The organism is Erysipelatoclostridium sp. MSK.7.34, assembly GCF_019041935.1.
Classification (GTDB): Bacteria; Bacillota_I; Bacilli_A; order Erysipelotrichales; family Coprobacillaceae; genus Thomasclavelia; species Thomasclavelia ramosa.
This window is the reverse complement of record NZ_JAHPYJ010000010.1, coordinates 88,752-105,560: the sequence shown is the minus strand read 5'-3', so window position 1 is coordinate 105,560 and position 16,809 is coordinate 88,752. Positions and strand designations below refer to the sequence as shown.

The window sequence follows — 16,809 nt, the reverse complement described above, 5'->3', positions numbered from 1 at the left end:
GCATAATTTTTTTAAAACTAAATTTAAACGTGTCCAGAAAACTGGGTACACATCACAACCAACTAGAAGGGTTCACTACATTTAATGGGGCTGTCTTTATATTATCAATAATCTATATCTACCCTTATAAGTTTTAGAACATCATAATAGAGATAAATCAATTTTAATCTAATAAATATAAATATTTATCAATTTAGCGTATTTTTAAATCTTGCTAATACTAGATGGCTAATTTAAAAAATATTAATTTTTTTAATATTTTATTTTTCGCTTAGACTATTAGCCTTACTTTTCTTTCTGTTACATCCTATTACGATACTTCCTGACATCATAAGTGTGACCGCTAAGACACCTATATTATTAATATCACCTGTTTGTGGCACCTTACTAGAATTAGAAGAATTTGTATCATTATTTGTCTTATCTACTGGTTTATTTTCTGGTATAACTATTCGTTCTATTACATCAATTGTAATTGTCTTAGTTGATGAAGCACCTTGTTTATCTGTTACTTTATAAGTTACATTATATGTTCCTTCCTTATTTGTATTTACATCATTTGCTGCAATATTTGCTTCCGTTAACTTGATTATTCCATCTTCATTATCATATGCTGTCACATCTTTCAGTGGATCAAATGTATCTCCCACTGTCAGTACTTTATCTTCTGCCACAATTGTTGGTACTTTATTAATAACAGCGGGTGGTACGTTATTCTGTACAACTTCTACGTCTACAAATTTGCTTGAATAATCCGTCTTTTTATCGAAATTCAACTGTTCTGTAAAAATCGATAATTTATATTCTCCTGAACTAAATGATTTAGAATTCAATCCAATTTGATTTAAATCAATCGTCATTGTTCCTACATTTACTTTGTCTAGATTATCTTTTATATTCCCATAATACATAACATTATTATTTTCATCTTGAACTACAACACTCAAGTATTTTCCGTTTCCTATTGCTTCAAAATCAAAAGTTATCTTATCACGTTCGGTCTTAATATTTTCTATATTTAATTTTTGTTTATCATCAAGTAATGTTAATTTAAACTCATTTGTCTTACTATCGTTGACTGCTTTAATACCAATAATCTCTTTTTGATTATGACTTTTAACCAGCATAACTTTAGAAGTGTCTATGTTCATTGCTGGACGCATACTTTGTACTGTGTACATATTTCCATAATTTAATCCTCCAGCACAATTTGCACCATATACACTGTTACTATTTAACACAAATACAGGATGATACCGCATTCCATTTTCCATTGGCTTTGTCCAATGTTCCTCATATGAACGTATTAAATAATTTTTATCATCAGAACTAACACGACTTTTATCTCCAGTATGTAATCCAAGAGGTGCTTGATTTCTATTAAATGGAACACTGCTAAAACCATAACACTTATTGGTAAGCTCTTGTATACTTAAAGGAAACCATTTACTAGCAGTCATTTCTGTAGTACCTAATTTTTCCAAACCAACCGCTACATTTTGTGCATCTTCACTACTTTTTGAAGAAAAAATAATGCCCTCATTTTCAATTGACGAAAACTTATTTTTCATTTCATCTTCCATATTAGTCTTTAAATCACTTTTGTCCCATTCATAGCCTTTTTGCCAATATATAGGAGTTTCCCCTGGCTTTACATTACTATAATCAAAACCATAATCATTTTCACGATACCAAAAACTAGTTCCAATAGTCTTATCAGAGAACAAAAACATAGTACTATTTGCATTCTTACTAAAATCCTTATTATCTGAATCTAGGAGTTGCCATTTCAATGCTGAACCATCCGTATCTTCTCCATAGTAGATATAATCACCTTGCCAATTATCCTCTAAACTCTCTGTATAAATCGGGTCAAATAGTCCCCCACGTTGAGACTGTATCATTGACATAACATTCTGATGAACCAGCGTATTCTTTTCTAAAGCAAATACTGTATAATTATTTCCAATAATATTTATAAGTCCTACTACAAAAGATAATCCAACTATTAATATTCTTTTTAAATACAACATTCAGTTTCTCCTTATTTTAAATCAAATCTAAAATTTTTATTTTCTTTAAATATTCTTCAAAATGTTTTTGCATTGTACAATAAACTTTTCGAACAGGGCAAGTTTCTGTAGCAAATCTGCTACAATATTTATCTTCCTCAAGACAACTGTTAATTCTTATCGTTGGCTCAAATATATCTATAATGCTAAAAATACTTATATCCTTTGGGTGTTTTTTTAATTTAAATCCTCCCTGTATCCCTGTAGCAATGCTAATTATTTCATTATCACTTAGTTTCTTCCCGATTTTAAATACTGTACTTTGGGGAATCCCAAGTGTTTCTGATAATTCTTTCGACTGGACAATATCCTTTTTTATAGCGATATATAGAACTATTCGTATTGCATAATCAGTAGAAACCTTCAACTGCACCTCGTTTTCCTCCTTCCTTTCTAACTTAACCGATGTTAGGTTAGTTTCAAAATCCAGAAAAGTACAGCTATCTTTCCGATGGAAAATAAAGTAGACATTATTTTCCACTTTATATATAATAATTAATAGAAAAATACAGTTATATTTTTATGTGTTTCTAGCATAATTATTGGAAATAATACACGGAAATAAAAGTCTACCATGTTTGTCAATCGTGGATAAAAAAATCTACCTTATTTTACAAATACTTCTATTTTTCTATTCTTTTTTTAATTCATACCGATTTACCCAATTAGAAAATGTCGTATGATTGGTACTTAACCGTCTTGCACACTCTCTTTTGCTTATCTGTTTTTCCTTATAACACAAATAAATCTCTTCAAAATTTTCTGGATAAGGTAATTGAGGGCGTCCAAATCTGACCCCTTTTTCTTTTGCAGCCTTAATCCCTTCTGCTTGTCTTTGTTTTGTATTTTCTCTTTCTATTTGTGCGACATACGACAATACCTGCAATACTAAATCAGCAATGAATTTTCCTGTAATACCATTAACTTGATTTCTAGTATCTAAAAGTGGAAAATCTAACACAATTATCTCCACTTCTTTCTTCTTTACCAAATATCGCCATTGTTCAATAATTTCATCATAATCACGTCCTAATCGATCAATAGATTTAATATAAAGTTCATCACCTTTTTTTAGTTTTTTCACCAATTTCTTATAACCTTTTCGATTAAAATCCTTACCAGATTGTTTATCGATGAACATTTGTCTAGTACCTAATCCAATTTCTTTCATCGCAAATTTTTGTCTATCAATATTTTGATCTTTGGTTGATACACGGATATAAGCGTATTTATTCATTCACATTCCTCCTTATAAGAAAATAATACTTAGAGAATAAAAAAATGTATATATCTATTTAGAAATATACATTTAATCAAATATAAATGAAATTTTATAATTACAAACAAGTATTCTCTATTTATCAACAATATTATTCATTTTCTATACCTCATAATATTGATTAACATAGATACTTCAGCACAATAAAAATACATCCAAAAATTGCTTTTGATGCAAATCATTGAGATGTATTTTTGTTATTTCTATTTAGCAGTTAATCCAGCCATTGTTATATAATTATAAGGTTGATTAAAATGTGGCAAGAAGAAGATATCAAGCAATGCCAATTTATCAATTGTCAAATGCTCTTGAATCGCTAATGAGAACATATGAATTCCCATCGAAATATCATATTTTGATGCCATTTGACACCCTAAAATCCGCCTTGTTTCTTCATCATAAATAATTTCTATCATTACTTCTTGATTTTCTTTTATAAATGCCGGTTTTTGAAGATCACGATATGATACTGAAGTAGCCTTAAAACCTAATTTTTTTGCTTTTGATAAAGTTAACCCCGTTGATACCATCTTTAAATCATAGATACAAATTCCATTTGAGCCTTGAACTCCAATACTTTCTAGTGGTTGACCACAAACATTATGAGCAGCAACAATTCCCGAACGAACTGCATTTGTTGCCAATGCGATATAGTTAACATCATCAATCGTATTATCATAAACAGTCGCACAATCGCCAATTGCATACACATCTTTTAATGATGTTTCTTGTTTTTTGTTTACTAAATATGCCCCGTTAGAATATAGTTTAAGTACATCTTTTCCTAACTCATTATTAGGTTTAAAGCCAACCGCTAAAATAACCATATCTGCAGCATATTCACCTTTATCTGTTACAACTGATTCAACTTTTTGATTACCCTTAATTTCTAAAACAGATTGATTGAATGCCAATTTAATTCCATGTTCTGTTAAATTTTGATTCATTAAATCAGTAAATGAATGGTCATAATACGCTCCAAGGCAAGTATCAGCACAATCAATTAAAGTAACCTCTTTATCACAACGTCTAAATGCCTCAGCCAGTTCTACACCAATATAGCCACCACCAACTACTACAATGTTTTTTAACTCAGGATTATTTAATTTTTCAATTACATCTTGAGCATTTTGATATAATTTTACCATTTGAACATTTTCTAAATCACTACCAGGAATCGTTGGACGCATTGGTAAAGATCCACATGCTAAAATTAATTTATCATAACTTTCTTGATACTCTTTACCGTCCTTACCTTTTGCATAGACAATCTTTTTTTCATAGTCAACATGTTCCACTATCGTTTCCATGTATATAATTGCACCTTTTTCTTCCAATAATTCTTTACTTGAATAAAATAGTCCTTCTGGTCCATCAATTTGTTTTCCGATCCATAATGCCATTCCACACCCTAAAAAACTAATATTGCTGTTTCCATCAAAAACAACTACGTCATCTTCATAGTTATCTAGAATCGTATTAATCGCAGCTGTTCCTGCATGATTTGCCCCAATAACAATAATTTTACTCATTTTTTCAGTCTCCTTATTTTTTATATTATTATCATACCCATCATTTGTATTTATTTACAACTGATATGCACCAAAAAATTAGGAAACTATAACTACTAAAATAAAAAAGAGAGCCTTGCTCTCCTAAGCATCTTTCCACATTAACGCAAAACGTACAGCCTTAGCCCATCCTTCCAGACTTTTTTCACGTCTAGATTTGTTGATCCTTGGAACAAATTCATAATTTAATTTCCAATTATTCTTTATCTCCTCTTTACTAGCCCAAAAACCTGTTGCTAAACCTGCCAAATATGCTGCTCCTAATGCTGTCGTTTCTACAACCTGTGGACGATGAACTTTACAATTTGATATATCACTTTGAAATTGCATTAGAAAATCATTTTGACTTGCCCCACCATCTACTTTTAAACATCTCAACTCAATCCCAGTATCTTCTTGCATTGCTTTTAAAACATCATTAGTTTGATATGCAATAGATTCTAAAGCTGCTCTAATAAAATGTTCTTTACTGCAACCTCTTGTCAGTCCAACAATAGTTCCTTGAGCATAAGGATCCCAATATGGAGCACCCATTCCTGTAAAGGCCGGCACTAAATAGACACCATTAGTATCTTCAACTCGATTAGCATAATCGCTTGACTGAGGTGTACTTTTTAACATTCTAAGGCCATCACGCAACCATTGCATTACTGCTCCGCCAACAAAAACACTGCCCTCTAAAGCATAACTAACTTCATTGTTATCACTTGCTGCAATCGTTGTAATCAATCCGTTTTTAGAATGATATATTTCATTACCAGTGTTCATTAGCAAAAAACACCCTGTTCCATAAGTATTTTTAGCTTCGCCCGGTTCATAACAACATTGTCCAAATAAAGCTGCCTGCTGATCTCCAGCAGCACCCGAAACAGGAATATGTCCACCCAAAATTCCTTCTTTTGTATATCCATAAACGCAACTTGATGGTTTAACTTCAGGCAACATACTCTTAGGTATTTTGAAATATGCTAATAATTCATCATCCCAGCACAGCTGGTGGATATCAAACAACATAGTTCTTGAAGCATTTGTATAATCAGTGACATGAATTTTACCACCTGTTAAATTATAAATCAGCCAAGTATCAACAGTACCAAATAGTAATTTATTTTGATTGGCTAATTCTCGAGCGCCATCGACATTTTCTAGGATCCAAGCAATTTTCGAAGCCGAAAAATATGCGTCAGGAATTAAACCAGTCTTAGCAATAACCATTTCTTCTAAACCATCTTTTTTTAACTGCTCAATCATTGCTGCAGTTCTTCGACATTGCCAAACAATCGCATTATAAATAGGCTCCCCAGTATCTTTATTCCAAACAATTGTAGTTTCTCGCTGATTAGTTATTCCTATTCCTGCAATTTCGTCAGCTTTAGTATTATTCAATGCCATTGCTTCACTGGCTACTGCTAATTGTGAAGACCAAATTTCCATAGGATTATGTTCTACCCAGCCTGGTTGAGGAAAAATTTGTTTAAACTCACGTTGAGCCATCGCACTTATATTTCCTTTTTGATCAAATAAAATACAACGTGAACTAGTCGTTCCTTGGTCTAAAGCCATTACATATTTAGCCATAAAGCTCATCTCCTCCAATCGATTTTGTTGCAACAATATCTATCCCACTATCTAAAATATTAGCAACAATTATTTCATTCATACTAATTGGGGCTTGTACTTCGATTTCCTTTAGTATCTGTATACATTCAAAAATTTTATCTTTGGCAATTCCCCCATTACTCTTAACACTTAACATATAAGGACTATTTTTCACTCTAATTGTCGTTGTTAGAATTCTAGTAGGATTAGAAATTTCTGCTAGTGCATATTTTTTACCACGGATACAACGATTACCTGTAACCACATATTCCTCATCAATATACCGAACTTCTAAAGCACACCCTAACGGACAATTTATACAAGTCAGTTTAATCACTTCCATATCATTCATCCTCCAATGTAATTAAGATTTTTTTAATATGTTCGTTTAACCAGTCTTTTTTTATTACAATTTGTTCCATTTCACCAGGTGCAAGTACTAATTTACGTTGATGAATCTTCCTATCACCATCTAGATACAATGATAGATATTTATTTTGATAAACCTTATCAACTCTAAAACGAACAATAACATTATCGCCATTATTAGGATGAATTACTGAAGGAACTACATAGCGAATACCACATTCATATGAAATCGTAATAGTTTGACACAAAACAAGATGGTCTCGCAAATATTTAGCCGCATTTATTCCCGCCAGCTTTGCCTCATTAGATACATAATCAACTAAATCATGAACATGCAGAACATTACCACAGGCAAATATCCCCGGTTGATTTGTCTGCAAATAATCATCAACAATCGCTCCCTTAGTTAAACTTGAAAGCATAACATTAGCTTTAGTACTAATTTCATTAGCAGGAATCAACCCTACCGAGAGTAATAATGTATCACAACAAACGCGTTCCTGACTGCCTTCTATTACGTTAAGATTTTCATCCACCTTTGCAACAATAACAGCCTCAAGTCGTTCCTTTCCTTCAATATCAATAATTGTATGTGACAACTTTAAAGGAATATTATAATCATCTAAACATTGAACAATATTACGTTTCAACCCACTAGAATACGGCATTAGTTCGATAACCATCTTTACATTTGCACCTTCAAGTGTCATTCTTCGTGCCATTATTAAGCCAATATCTCCTGAACCAAGAATTACTACTTCTTTCCCCGGCATATAGCCATCAATATTAACAAAATATTGCGCTGTCCCAGCACTATAAATACCACTTGGACGGTAACCAGGAATATTTAATGCCCCACGACTCCGTTCACGACATCCCATAGCTAAAATTATTGCCTTAGCATGAATCATAAATGTCCCACTTGTTCCATTCATCGCAGTTATAACCTTGTCATTCAAGTCAATTACTACTGTATTTAATAGATAGGGTATTTTTAATTCATCTATTTGACGTCGATAACGTTCAGCATATTCCGGACCAGTTAATTCCTCATTAAATGTATGTAAACCAAAACCATTATGAATACATTGATTTAAGATTCCCCCTAAACACTCATCACGCTCAATAATAATTAAATCTTTTACACCTGCTTCATATGCCCCTAAAGCAGCGGCCATTCCCGCCGGTCCACCACCAATAATCACTAAATCTTTATTCATGATTGACCTCCTTATTTAATCCCACCAAATAGGTTGAATGTTTACCATTTTTAGTAATAGTAAAAATATCCTTATTTAATTCCTGACTTAATAATTTCATTGATTTATTTAAACAAAAACCGGATTGACATTTTCCCATCCCGACACGAATTCGTCTTTTTAATCCATCGATCGTAGTTGGGGATAGTGGACGATTTATTGCTTCAATTATTTCTCCAGCACTAACATTTTCACAAAAACATACTATTTGGCCATACAATGGATTCTTTGCAATCAATTGGTTACGTTTTTCAAGTGGCAATTCCATCACCTTAGTAATTCCTTTGCGATATTTAATAAAATTTTCTTTAGCTTTTGCAGGATACTTTTCGCCAACTAAATCATAAACATATTTGCCAATCGCTGGAGCACTTGTTAATCCCGGTGATTCAATTCCCGCCACATCAAAATATCCTGGATTATCTAGATCCTCTTTAATTATAAAATCTCCTGTTGTATTATGAGCCCTTAATCCAGCAAAAGAAGTTATTTGATTTGCATAAGGAACCTGCTTAATGCTTAAAGATGCGCGATCAACAATATCCTTTTGTCCTTCTATCGTTGTATTGATCTCTTCACGATTACAATCAATTGCATCAGGACCAATCATTAAATTACCATGTACAGTTGGAGTAACCAATACCCCTTTTCCTAACTTAGTCGGTAATTGAAAAATCGTTTTGCTTACCATTGAGCCAACGGTTTTATCAAATAAAACATATTGCCCTTTACGTGGAACTATTTTCATTTTCTCATTGCAAATTAGGTTATGAATCAAATCACAATTAACTCCCGCAGCATTAATAACGATCTTACTTTGATAACACTTATCCATAGTTTTAACAATATAATGATCAATATTTTTTTCAATTCCCACAACTTCTTGAGTAAATTTAAATTTCACACCATTAGCATAAGCATTTTCGGCTAATGCCAAAACAAGATCAAAAGGGCAAATAATGCCACCAGTTGGAGCATAAAGACCTTTTAAAACATTAGGATTTAAATTTGGTTCCATCTCAAGTAATTCTTTAGTATCTAAAACTTTCAATCCTTTTACCCTGTTTATTAAGCCTTGCTGGTATAATTCTTCCAAAGCTTCAAATTGACTTTCATCAAAACATAATACTAATGAACCATTTTGGACAAAGGGAATATCTAAATCTTTAGCTAACTGCGGCATCATTAAATTCCCTTCTAAATTTAATTTTGCTTTCAAGGTTCCGGGTTTAGCATCGTGACCAGCATGAACAATTCCAGAATTGGCTTTAGATGTACCTACACAAACATCACTACCTCTTTCAAGAACAAGAATTTTGCGTTGATCTCGAGACAATTCACGAGCAATCGCACAGCCCGTTACTCCCGCTCCAATAATAATTATGTCTTCCATAAAGTGCTCCTTTCTAAACAAAAATAGGGACGATTAAAAAATCCCCCTGCGTAACTTTTCCTATTTATAATTTTATCACAAACAACTCGTTTAAACACCATATATAATTATTATTACTTGTTTTTTTAAACATAAATAAAAAAGCAGAAGTTTTCCTCCTACTTAAAAATTATTCAGTTTGCTTCCCGTTAAAAACAATCAGACCAGTAATTGCACTTAAAATAATGAAACATCCAATTAATTTAACGATTGTTAACTGTTCATGGAGAATAATAATCCCAAAAATAACACTTGTTACCGGTTCAAACATACTTAAGATTGACGCTGTAGCTGCACCTAAATATCTAACCCCCTGTTGTAAACAGATAATTCCAACGATTGATGTTAAAACTGCAATCAAGAAAGAATAGCCATATGCTTCAACTGGTAAAATCAGTTCAAGCTGACCACTGATCAGTCCAATCATTAATAATGAGATTGAAATAACGATTGCAAAATAGAAATTTAATACATAAGGATTCAAAGACTGTAATCCTAACTTTTCAATACCTACCATATAATAAGCAAATGTTATACCTGAAAACAGAGCCAAAAATAGTCCTAAAAAAGATGAACCACCCAATTCGATAAAAAATAAAATTCCAAAACTAGCTGTTCCTAAACATATTTTAACAGCTTTAGATAATCTCTCTTTATAATAAAAGAAACATATTAATGAAACAAACATCGGGTAAAGAAAATGAAGTACCGTAGCACTCCCAACTTGAATAAAACTGTATGAAGTATATAGTGCCGCTACAGTCAAAGCATTACCAATAATTCCTACTAAACAAATATTCTTTAACTGATGTAAAGTTATTTTATAAGGCAATCTTTGGCATTTCATAATTAAAAATAAGATTGGTATTACAAATAAATGTCGAAAAAAGGCCATTGTAATTCCATTGCTCCCCATTGAATAAGTTATTTTAGCAAGAATCGGGGTAAAGCCAAAAATAACTGCTGATAAAATTGTTAAAAAATATCCTTTAGTTTTCATTTTTCCTCCATAAAAATAATAGATGTGCTATGCACATCTATTATCCCAAATCTTCACCATTAGTTTCAATAACTTTTTTATACCAATTAAATGATTTTTTCTCTCTTCTTGAAAAATCACCTGTTCCATCATCATATCTTTCAACATAAATGAAACCATAACGCTTAGCATATTCTCCTGTTGATGCAGATACCAAATCAATACATCCCCATGGTGTATAACCAATTAAATCCACACCATCTAGAATTGCTTCATGCATTTGTTCAATGTGACTTCTCAAATAATCAATCCGGTAATCATCATTAATTGAACCATCTGCTTCGATTTCATCATATGCTCCTAGACCATTTTCAACTACCATTACTGGAATTTGATAACGATCATAGATTTCATTTAGTGAATAACGTAATCCTTTAGGATCAATTTGCCATCCCCAATCAGATGCTTTTAAATATGGATTTGCTACACCGCCTAAAATATTACCTTCACCAGCCCCTTTAGTTGGATCGGCTGTTTGACATACTGACATATAGTATGAGAATGTATAGAAATCAACTGGTCCAGCTTTTAATATTTCTTCATCCCCAGGCTCCATCGTTACTTCAATATTATTTTCTTTAAAATAACGCTTCATGTATGTTGGATAATATCCACGGCATTGAACATCACTACAGAAATAGTTCATGATATGATTTTGTTGTTGATTTTTAATGATATCATCAGGATCACAAGTTAATGGATATGATGTTGCATAAATCATCATATTACCAACTTTATAATCAGGATCAATTTCATGGGCTAATTGAACGGCTTTAGCACTAGCAATAAATTGATGATGCAATCCTTGAAAACGTAATTGGGGATCATCAACCTGATTTGTAAAATCAGTGCTTTTTTCTTGTTCATTTAAAATTCCTTGTGATAAAAAAGCTCCCATTGGCATCGTTGCGCTATTAATTTCATTAAAAGTTAACCAATATTTTACTTTACCTTTATAGCGTTCAAAAATAGTTTTACAATAATTCATGTAATAGTCAATCATTTCTCGTGATGCCCAAGCATTGCATTTCTTTGTTAAACCAAACGGTACTTCATAATGTGAGATTGTGATCAATGGTTCAATATTATATTTTAAGCATTCATCAATTAAATCTTCATAAAATTTTAATCCTTCTTCATTTGGTGTTGTTTCGTCACCATTAGGAAAAATTCTTGTCCAAGCAATTGAAAAACGATATACTTTAAATCCCATTTTAGCAAATAAAGCAATATCTTCTTTGAAACGATGATAATGATCAATTGCCATATGTGATGGATAGAAAGTCCCTTCTTCTAATGTTGGTGTAATTCTTTTACTTTGAGTATGGCTTCCACCAGTACAAATGTCAGGGCATGAAATTCCTTTTCCACCTTCGTTCCAACCACCTTCTAATTGGTTAGCAGCAGTTGCACCACCCCATAAAAATCCTTTTGGAAAACTCATATAATACCTCCTTGTTTATGTCATGTACATTTTAACTGATTATTCAGATATTACAAAATTTTTTTCAACTCTTGAAAAAATTGTTATTACTCTTTTTATTAGTTAATGCCCAGGCACTAATAAACGAAGCAATTGGAACAGTTAATACGATTCCTAAAGTACCAGCAATTCCTTGAGCAAATTCTATTGCAATATAATTAGAACTTAATAGTTGTTTAATGTCGACATTGTATGAAAATAAGACTAATAATGAAACAAATGCACTACCAGTAAATGCTAAAATCAAGGTATTTGTCATCGTACCAATCATATCTTTACCAATTTCTATTCCTGAATCAAAAATTTGTTTTTGAGTCAAGTTTGGCTGATGATGAAATAATTCTGATAAGGCAGAAACAATTGACATTCCAACATCCATAATTGCCCCTAATGATGAAATTAAAATCCCAGCAAATAAAATATCTTTAATCGATAATCCCGTAGCTTGATTAATTAACACAAGGCTTTCTGCCTCATCAACACTAAAACCATTAACTTTTAGTACTAATGACATTAAATAAAATCCCCCTGCCGATAAAACTACCCCTAAAACTGTTGCCACAATTGCACTATAAGTCTTTTTAGAAGCACCATTTAACAACATTAATGTAACAATCGTTGATAAAGCAACACAGATAATACTCATTAATACTGGTGAGTAACCTGAAAATACAGTTGGCAGTAATAGAAAAATTACTAAATATAATGTATAAGCTAATCCTAAGATTGCTTTAACCCCTTTTCCGCGCCCAATTGCAATGATAACAAGCAATAATACACAAGTAAAAATAATCATTCCTAAGCCACGATCAAAATTATAAACCGTATAATACGAGTCTATTCCATCTGGTTCATCAGCTGAGATAATCACTTTCGAGCCAATCGCAACTTCAACATTATGAGCAGCTGTTAGATAATTATCGATCTCTACTCTTTTTCCTGCACTTTTTCCTTCAAGAATCTCAACCACAACTACTTGTTTTCCAAGATTTATTTTTAAATCTTGATCATATTCAAGATTACTGCTCGTTATTTCTACTATCTTCCCGCTAACAAAATCAGTTGAATCGTTATTAACCCGAGAATAATCCTTAGCTAAATATTGATTAAAAAAACCAGCTGCAATTATCGTAATGAGCATAATGATAATAACAACACGATTCTCTTTTAATTCATTAAATATCTTCATAAATGACCTCTAATAAAAGTTAGTGGTAATCAATGATTACCACTAGTTATTTTAACTTTTCTTCTTTTTTTGATTTATAAGCAACTAATGAACATCCCAAAGCTGTAAACAATAATGTTCCCCAAGCAATAAGATTACTATTATCACCGGTTACAACCTTATTATTTGTCGTTGTAGTAGAATTATTTGTATTTGATGGCTTAACTGTCGGAAGATTAGTATTTGAACCATTACCTGTATCTGGCTTTTTATTTTCTACATTGTTAACTAAAACAAATTGTCCTAATGAAGCTGTTTCAATAATAATCCGTCCATCTTTAATTGTATATGTAATCGGGTTTAGTGTTATATCATTGTTTTGACTATCTTGTACTTGATAGATCAATAACTTACTAGCATCATATCCCTCTGGTAGTGCTAATGATAATTGAACCTTTCCTAATGGATTTATAATATTTCCATTTTTGATTAGTGATAGATCAAATACTTTAAAATCCTTATCACTACCTAAAATAGTATTTAAGGTATTTTTAATTCCTTGATATAAGTCACCCTCATTCACTTCAACTGCTGATAAAGTACTGTTTTTTTCAACTGTTCCTACTGGAGCAACTACTCTAATATCATTTGCTGTTTCTTCTGGTACTAATGTAATTTCTTGATTGTTTGTTTCAACTGATTTATTAATAGTGAATTCATCTAAAGTTGACCATTGATTATCATTACTGTTGTATAAATAAGTTGTTACTTTAAAACTATTTTCACTAACTTCAATATTTGAAATTGAACGTTGTTTTGATTGATCCATTTTAGCAACAAAGTCAGTACTAATATTAGTCTTGATATCATAATACTTGCTGCCACTTGCTGAATTGGCAGTTAAATATAAGATTCCTTCAGGATCTGTTACACTAGTTAAATCCTTTGTTTCTTGACTAACTTTCATTCCTTTCATCATATTACTACGTACATAAACATGGTCATGTCCCATTAAAACAACATCAATACCTAAATCATCAAATACAGGTGTTAATTCTTCACGACGTTTTAAAATAGAACTCTCTACTGAATGAGAAGCAACTGAATAAACTGAGTGATGGAAAACAACTACTTTCCAACGAACATCTTGATTTTCCTTAATTGCTTCTTTCATAAATGCTTTGTGTTCTGCGGTACTTGTATTATTTGTATTGATATTCATAAATAAAGTATTATTATAAACATACCAATAATCAGTTCCTGCTGCAGTTTCCCCTTTAGCAGTTTCATTTGGCAAATTGAAATGTTGTGTATAAGCATTTGAACTACTATCATGATTTCCGATTGTTGTTGCCTGAGGTACACTTGTTAATTCTTCATGATCTAAGTAGCCACTGTATTGATTCTCGTCACTTGCAGTATTAACTTGGTCACCAGCTGAAAGAATGAAGTTTGGATTAAACTTATTAATTGAATCACTTAATGTTTTATCCCATCCTTCTGTATCTTTTGAAGCACTACCACTTGCTCCAATTTGTGGATCACCTGCAAAGATGAAGTTATAACTTCCATCAAAATCTTTAGTTGTGAAATCATAAATTTTGCTCACTTGATCACCATTAACAACGCGATATACATATTTAGTATTTTCTTCTAAGTTAGCCAATGTTGCTTGGTTATAGTAAAATCCCTTATCGTTTGCCTGATTATTCGTAGCTTCAACCGTTGTAAATTGACTTGGGAATTCACCATTGATCATAGCTCCTGCTTTAGCCAGCTGAACAGTTCCCGAAGTATTAGTATTAGCGTACCAGGTAAGATTCATTTTTGTTTCATCTTCACCGATAGTTAAATTAAGCGCCTTTTGTTCAACTGTTGTTTCTTCTTGGCCGTAATCAACTTGAAGATTATTAAACTCAAAATAGATATCTGAACTGCTCGCACGACCCTGATGTAATTCTACAGCAATCGTATTTTGACCAGTCTTAATAACATCTTTTAACTGTTCTTTTGTTAGTGAAATAACTCCTTCTTTAGGATTACTAGCATTTGAACCGCCATAAGACATGTTTGATTCAAAGCCACCCTCAGGTTCATCAAACGATGCTACCTTAACACCGTTGATATAAACAATTGCTGCATCATCATAATAGAGTTTCCCACTTAGACTACTGAAATCATCTAAATTACTAATATTAACTGTAGTTCTAAAGAAGAATGCTGGAATATCATCTCCATTAACCCCATTAATATATTGATTTAATAAAACTGTTGGTACAAAACCATCGCCTAAATCTTCTAATTTTCCTTTTTTTGCACCAAATTTTCCAGCTTCACTTTTCCACTCTGAATCGTTATAATCTGCTTTTGTCCAGGCATAACGGTCAGTTTCAGTTCCCGGATCAACATTATTGTCTAAATATTTCCATGTTGTTGCCGTACTAATCAATTGCGCTGAATCTCCAATTTTTGTTGTTTCAGCATAAGTTGGTGTAACTTGATAATCTTGCGCTACATATCCAGCCGACATCAACAATGCTAATGTCGCCATTGAAACTTTTAAAACTTTGTTTTTTTTCATTGTCTATTCCCCTTTATTTTTAACACCAACATCTTATCATTCATAAAATATAACAACAATACGGTTTACAAAGACTTAATTAAATTAACACAATATCTATTTTAGATACAAAAACTAAAAAAACGTTACCCAAAAAGTAACATTTCCTTAAAATATCCTCTATTTTTTTTACATCTGCTTTACCTAAATGAACATAATATAATTAGTGATATATCATTATAATATATAATTATTATCCTTATTTTTTAATACCGCACAAATTCATTTCATTTACAAAAAACTGCATACCCGATTTTCCTCAAAAATTTTCATAATCTCATTTTTCACCTCGACTAATGATGGTAATACAGCAGATGTACGAGCTAATACTTCTTTACAATTAGGAAGATAATCTGGAACACAAACCACTGGAATATTAGCGGCATTTGCTGCCAATATTCCATTTGTTGAATCTTCTAAAACAAGAGCATGATCAGCCGCTATTTTAAAATATTTTAAAACTTTTAAAAAAATTTCCGGATCTGGTTTACCATGTTCAAGATCATCACCGCCAACAATCAAATCAAAAATATTCTTTAAACCAGCTAAAGCTAAATATTCATTAATCTTACTATAGGCAGAAGAAGATGCAACTGCTATTTTTATTCCTTTATTCTTTAAATATGTGATTAATTCAAATAAGCCAGGTTTAATTACGATCCCATGCTTATATAAATAATCGCTTCTAAGTTTTTTTGATAATTCATGAATCTCTTTTGCCGGACAATCTTGACCAAATTTTGATTTCATCAAAGCATAATGATCATTGGCATTGATTCCAATCAGCTTATAGCGAAATTCTTCTTCAATTATGTATCCAAATTGTTTAGCCGCTCTTGCAAAACAGACTGCTCCCAATGGTTCTGTATCAAACATTAAACCATCCATATCAAAAATCACCAATTCCAATATCATTGT

Annotated in this window: 13 protein-coding genes; all 13 read right to left on the bottom strand. The window is 31.8% G+C overall.

The genetic code is table 11. The features are described 5' to 3' along the window. Positions 1 to 260: 260 nt before the first annotated feature. The 13 genes from KTF99_RS08840 to KTF99_RS08780 all read right to left on the bottom strand — a co-directional run bounded on the left by KTF99_RS08840 (position 261) and on the right by KTF99_RS08780 (position 16,806). On the bottom strand, positions 261 to 2,033 hold the full coding sequence (locus tag KTF99_RS08840; RefSeq protein WP_003536164.1) for an immunoglobulin-like domain-containing protein: 1,773 nt from the start codon (positions 2,031 to 2,033) through the stop codon (positions 261 to 263). Between the two features lie 16 nt (positions 2,034 to 2,049). After that, the gene (locus KTF99_RS08835; RefSeq protein WP_008791326.1) at positions 2,050 to 2,445 is read right to left on the bottom strand and encodes an RrF2 family transcriptional regulator; all 396 of its coding nucleotides are present in this window, start codon (positions 2,443 to 2,445) and stop codon (positions 2,050 to 2,052) included. Positions 2,446 to 2,703: 258 nt separating this feature from the next. Then, positions 2,704 to 3,309 (bottom strand): recombinase family protein, encoded by a 606-nt coding sequence (locus tag KTF99_RS08830; RefSeq protein WP_003536161.1) that lies wholly within the window; start codon positions 3,307 to 3,309, stop codon positions 2,704 to 2,706. Positions 3,310 to 3,554: 245 nt separating this feature from the next. Further along, entirely contained in the window at positions 3,555 to 4,883 is a 1,329-nt protein-coding gene (gene nox, locus KTF99_RS08825; protein ID WP_009009154.1) for a H2O-forming NADH oxidase, read from the bottom strand. 123 nt (positions 4,884 to 5,006) lie between these two features. Further along, positions 5,007 to 6,500 (bottom strand): glycerol kinase GlpK, encoded by a 1,494-nt coding sequence (gene glpK, locus KTF99_RS08820; RefSeq protein ID WP_003536141.1) that lies wholly within the window; start codon positions 6,498 to 6,500, stop codon positions 5,007 to 5,009. Further along, positions 6,493 to 6,864: a DUF1667 domain-containing protein gene (locus KTF99_RS08815; RefSeq protein WP_008791325.1), complete on the bottom strand. Its 372-nt coding sequence runs from the start codon at positions 6,862 to 6,864 to the stop codon at positions 6,493 to 6,495. Before KTF99_RS08815 ends, glpK begins: the two co-directional genes overlap by 8 nt. A gap of 1 nt (position 6,865) precedes the next feature. Further along, positions 6,866 to 8,110, bottom strand: a complete 1,245-nt coding sequence (locus KTF99_RS08810) for an NAD(P)/FAD-dependent oxidoreductase (RefSeq protein WP_008791324.1) — start codon at positions 8,108 to 8,110, stop codon at positions 6,866 to 6,868. Next, positions 8,103 to 9,542 carry an NAD(P)/FAD-dependent oxidoreductase gene (locus tag KTF99_RS08805; RefSeq protein WP_118672017.1) on the bottom strand — a complete coding sequence of 480 codons (1,440 nt, stop codon included), beginning with the start codon at positions 9,540 to 9,542 and terminating at the stop codon, positions 8,103 to 8,105. Before KTF99_RS08805 ends, KTF99_RS08810 begins: the two co-directional genes overlap by 8 nt. Before the next feature lie 169 nt (positions 9,543 to 9,711). Beyond that, positions 9,712 to 10,581, bottom strand: coding sequence for a DMT family transporter (locus KTF99_RS08800; RefSeq protein WP_003536137.1), 870 nt, complete (start codon positions 10,579 to 10,581; stop codon positions 9,712 to 9,714). 40 nt (positions 10,582 to 10,621) lie between these two features. Continuing rightward, the gene (locus KTF99_RS08795) at positions 10,622 to 12,064 is read right to left on the bottom strand and encodes a glycoside hydrolase family 1 protein (RefSeq protein ID WP_003536136.1); all 1,443 of its coding nucleotides are present in this window, start codon (positions 12,062 to 12,064) and stop codon (positions 10,622 to 10,624) included. Between the two features lie 64 nt (positions 12,065 to 12,128). After that, positions 12,129 to 13,292: a YibE/F family protein gene (locus KTF99_RS08790; protein WP_003536135.1), complete on the bottom strand. Its 1,164-nt coding sequence runs from the start codon at positions 13,290 to 13,292 to the stop codon at positions 12,129 to 12,131. A gap of 46 nt (positions 13,293 to 13,338) precedes the next feature. Further along, the gene (locus KTF99_RS08785) at positions 13,339 to 15,852 is read right to left on the bottom strand and encodes an FN3 domain-containing metallophosphoesterase family protein (protein WP_020994267.1); all 2,514 of its coding nucleotides are present in this window, start codon (positions 15,850 to 15,852) and stop codon (positions 13,339 to 13,341) included. 270 nt (positions 15,853 to 16,122) lie between these two features. After that, on the bottom strand, positions 16,123 to 16,806 hold the full coding sequence (locus tag KTF99_RS08780) for an HAD family hydrolase (protein WP_020994266.1): 684 nt from the start codon (positions 16,804 to 16,806) through the stop codon (positions 16,123 to 16,125). Between the last annotated feature and the right edge of the window lie 3 nt (positions 16,807 to 16,809).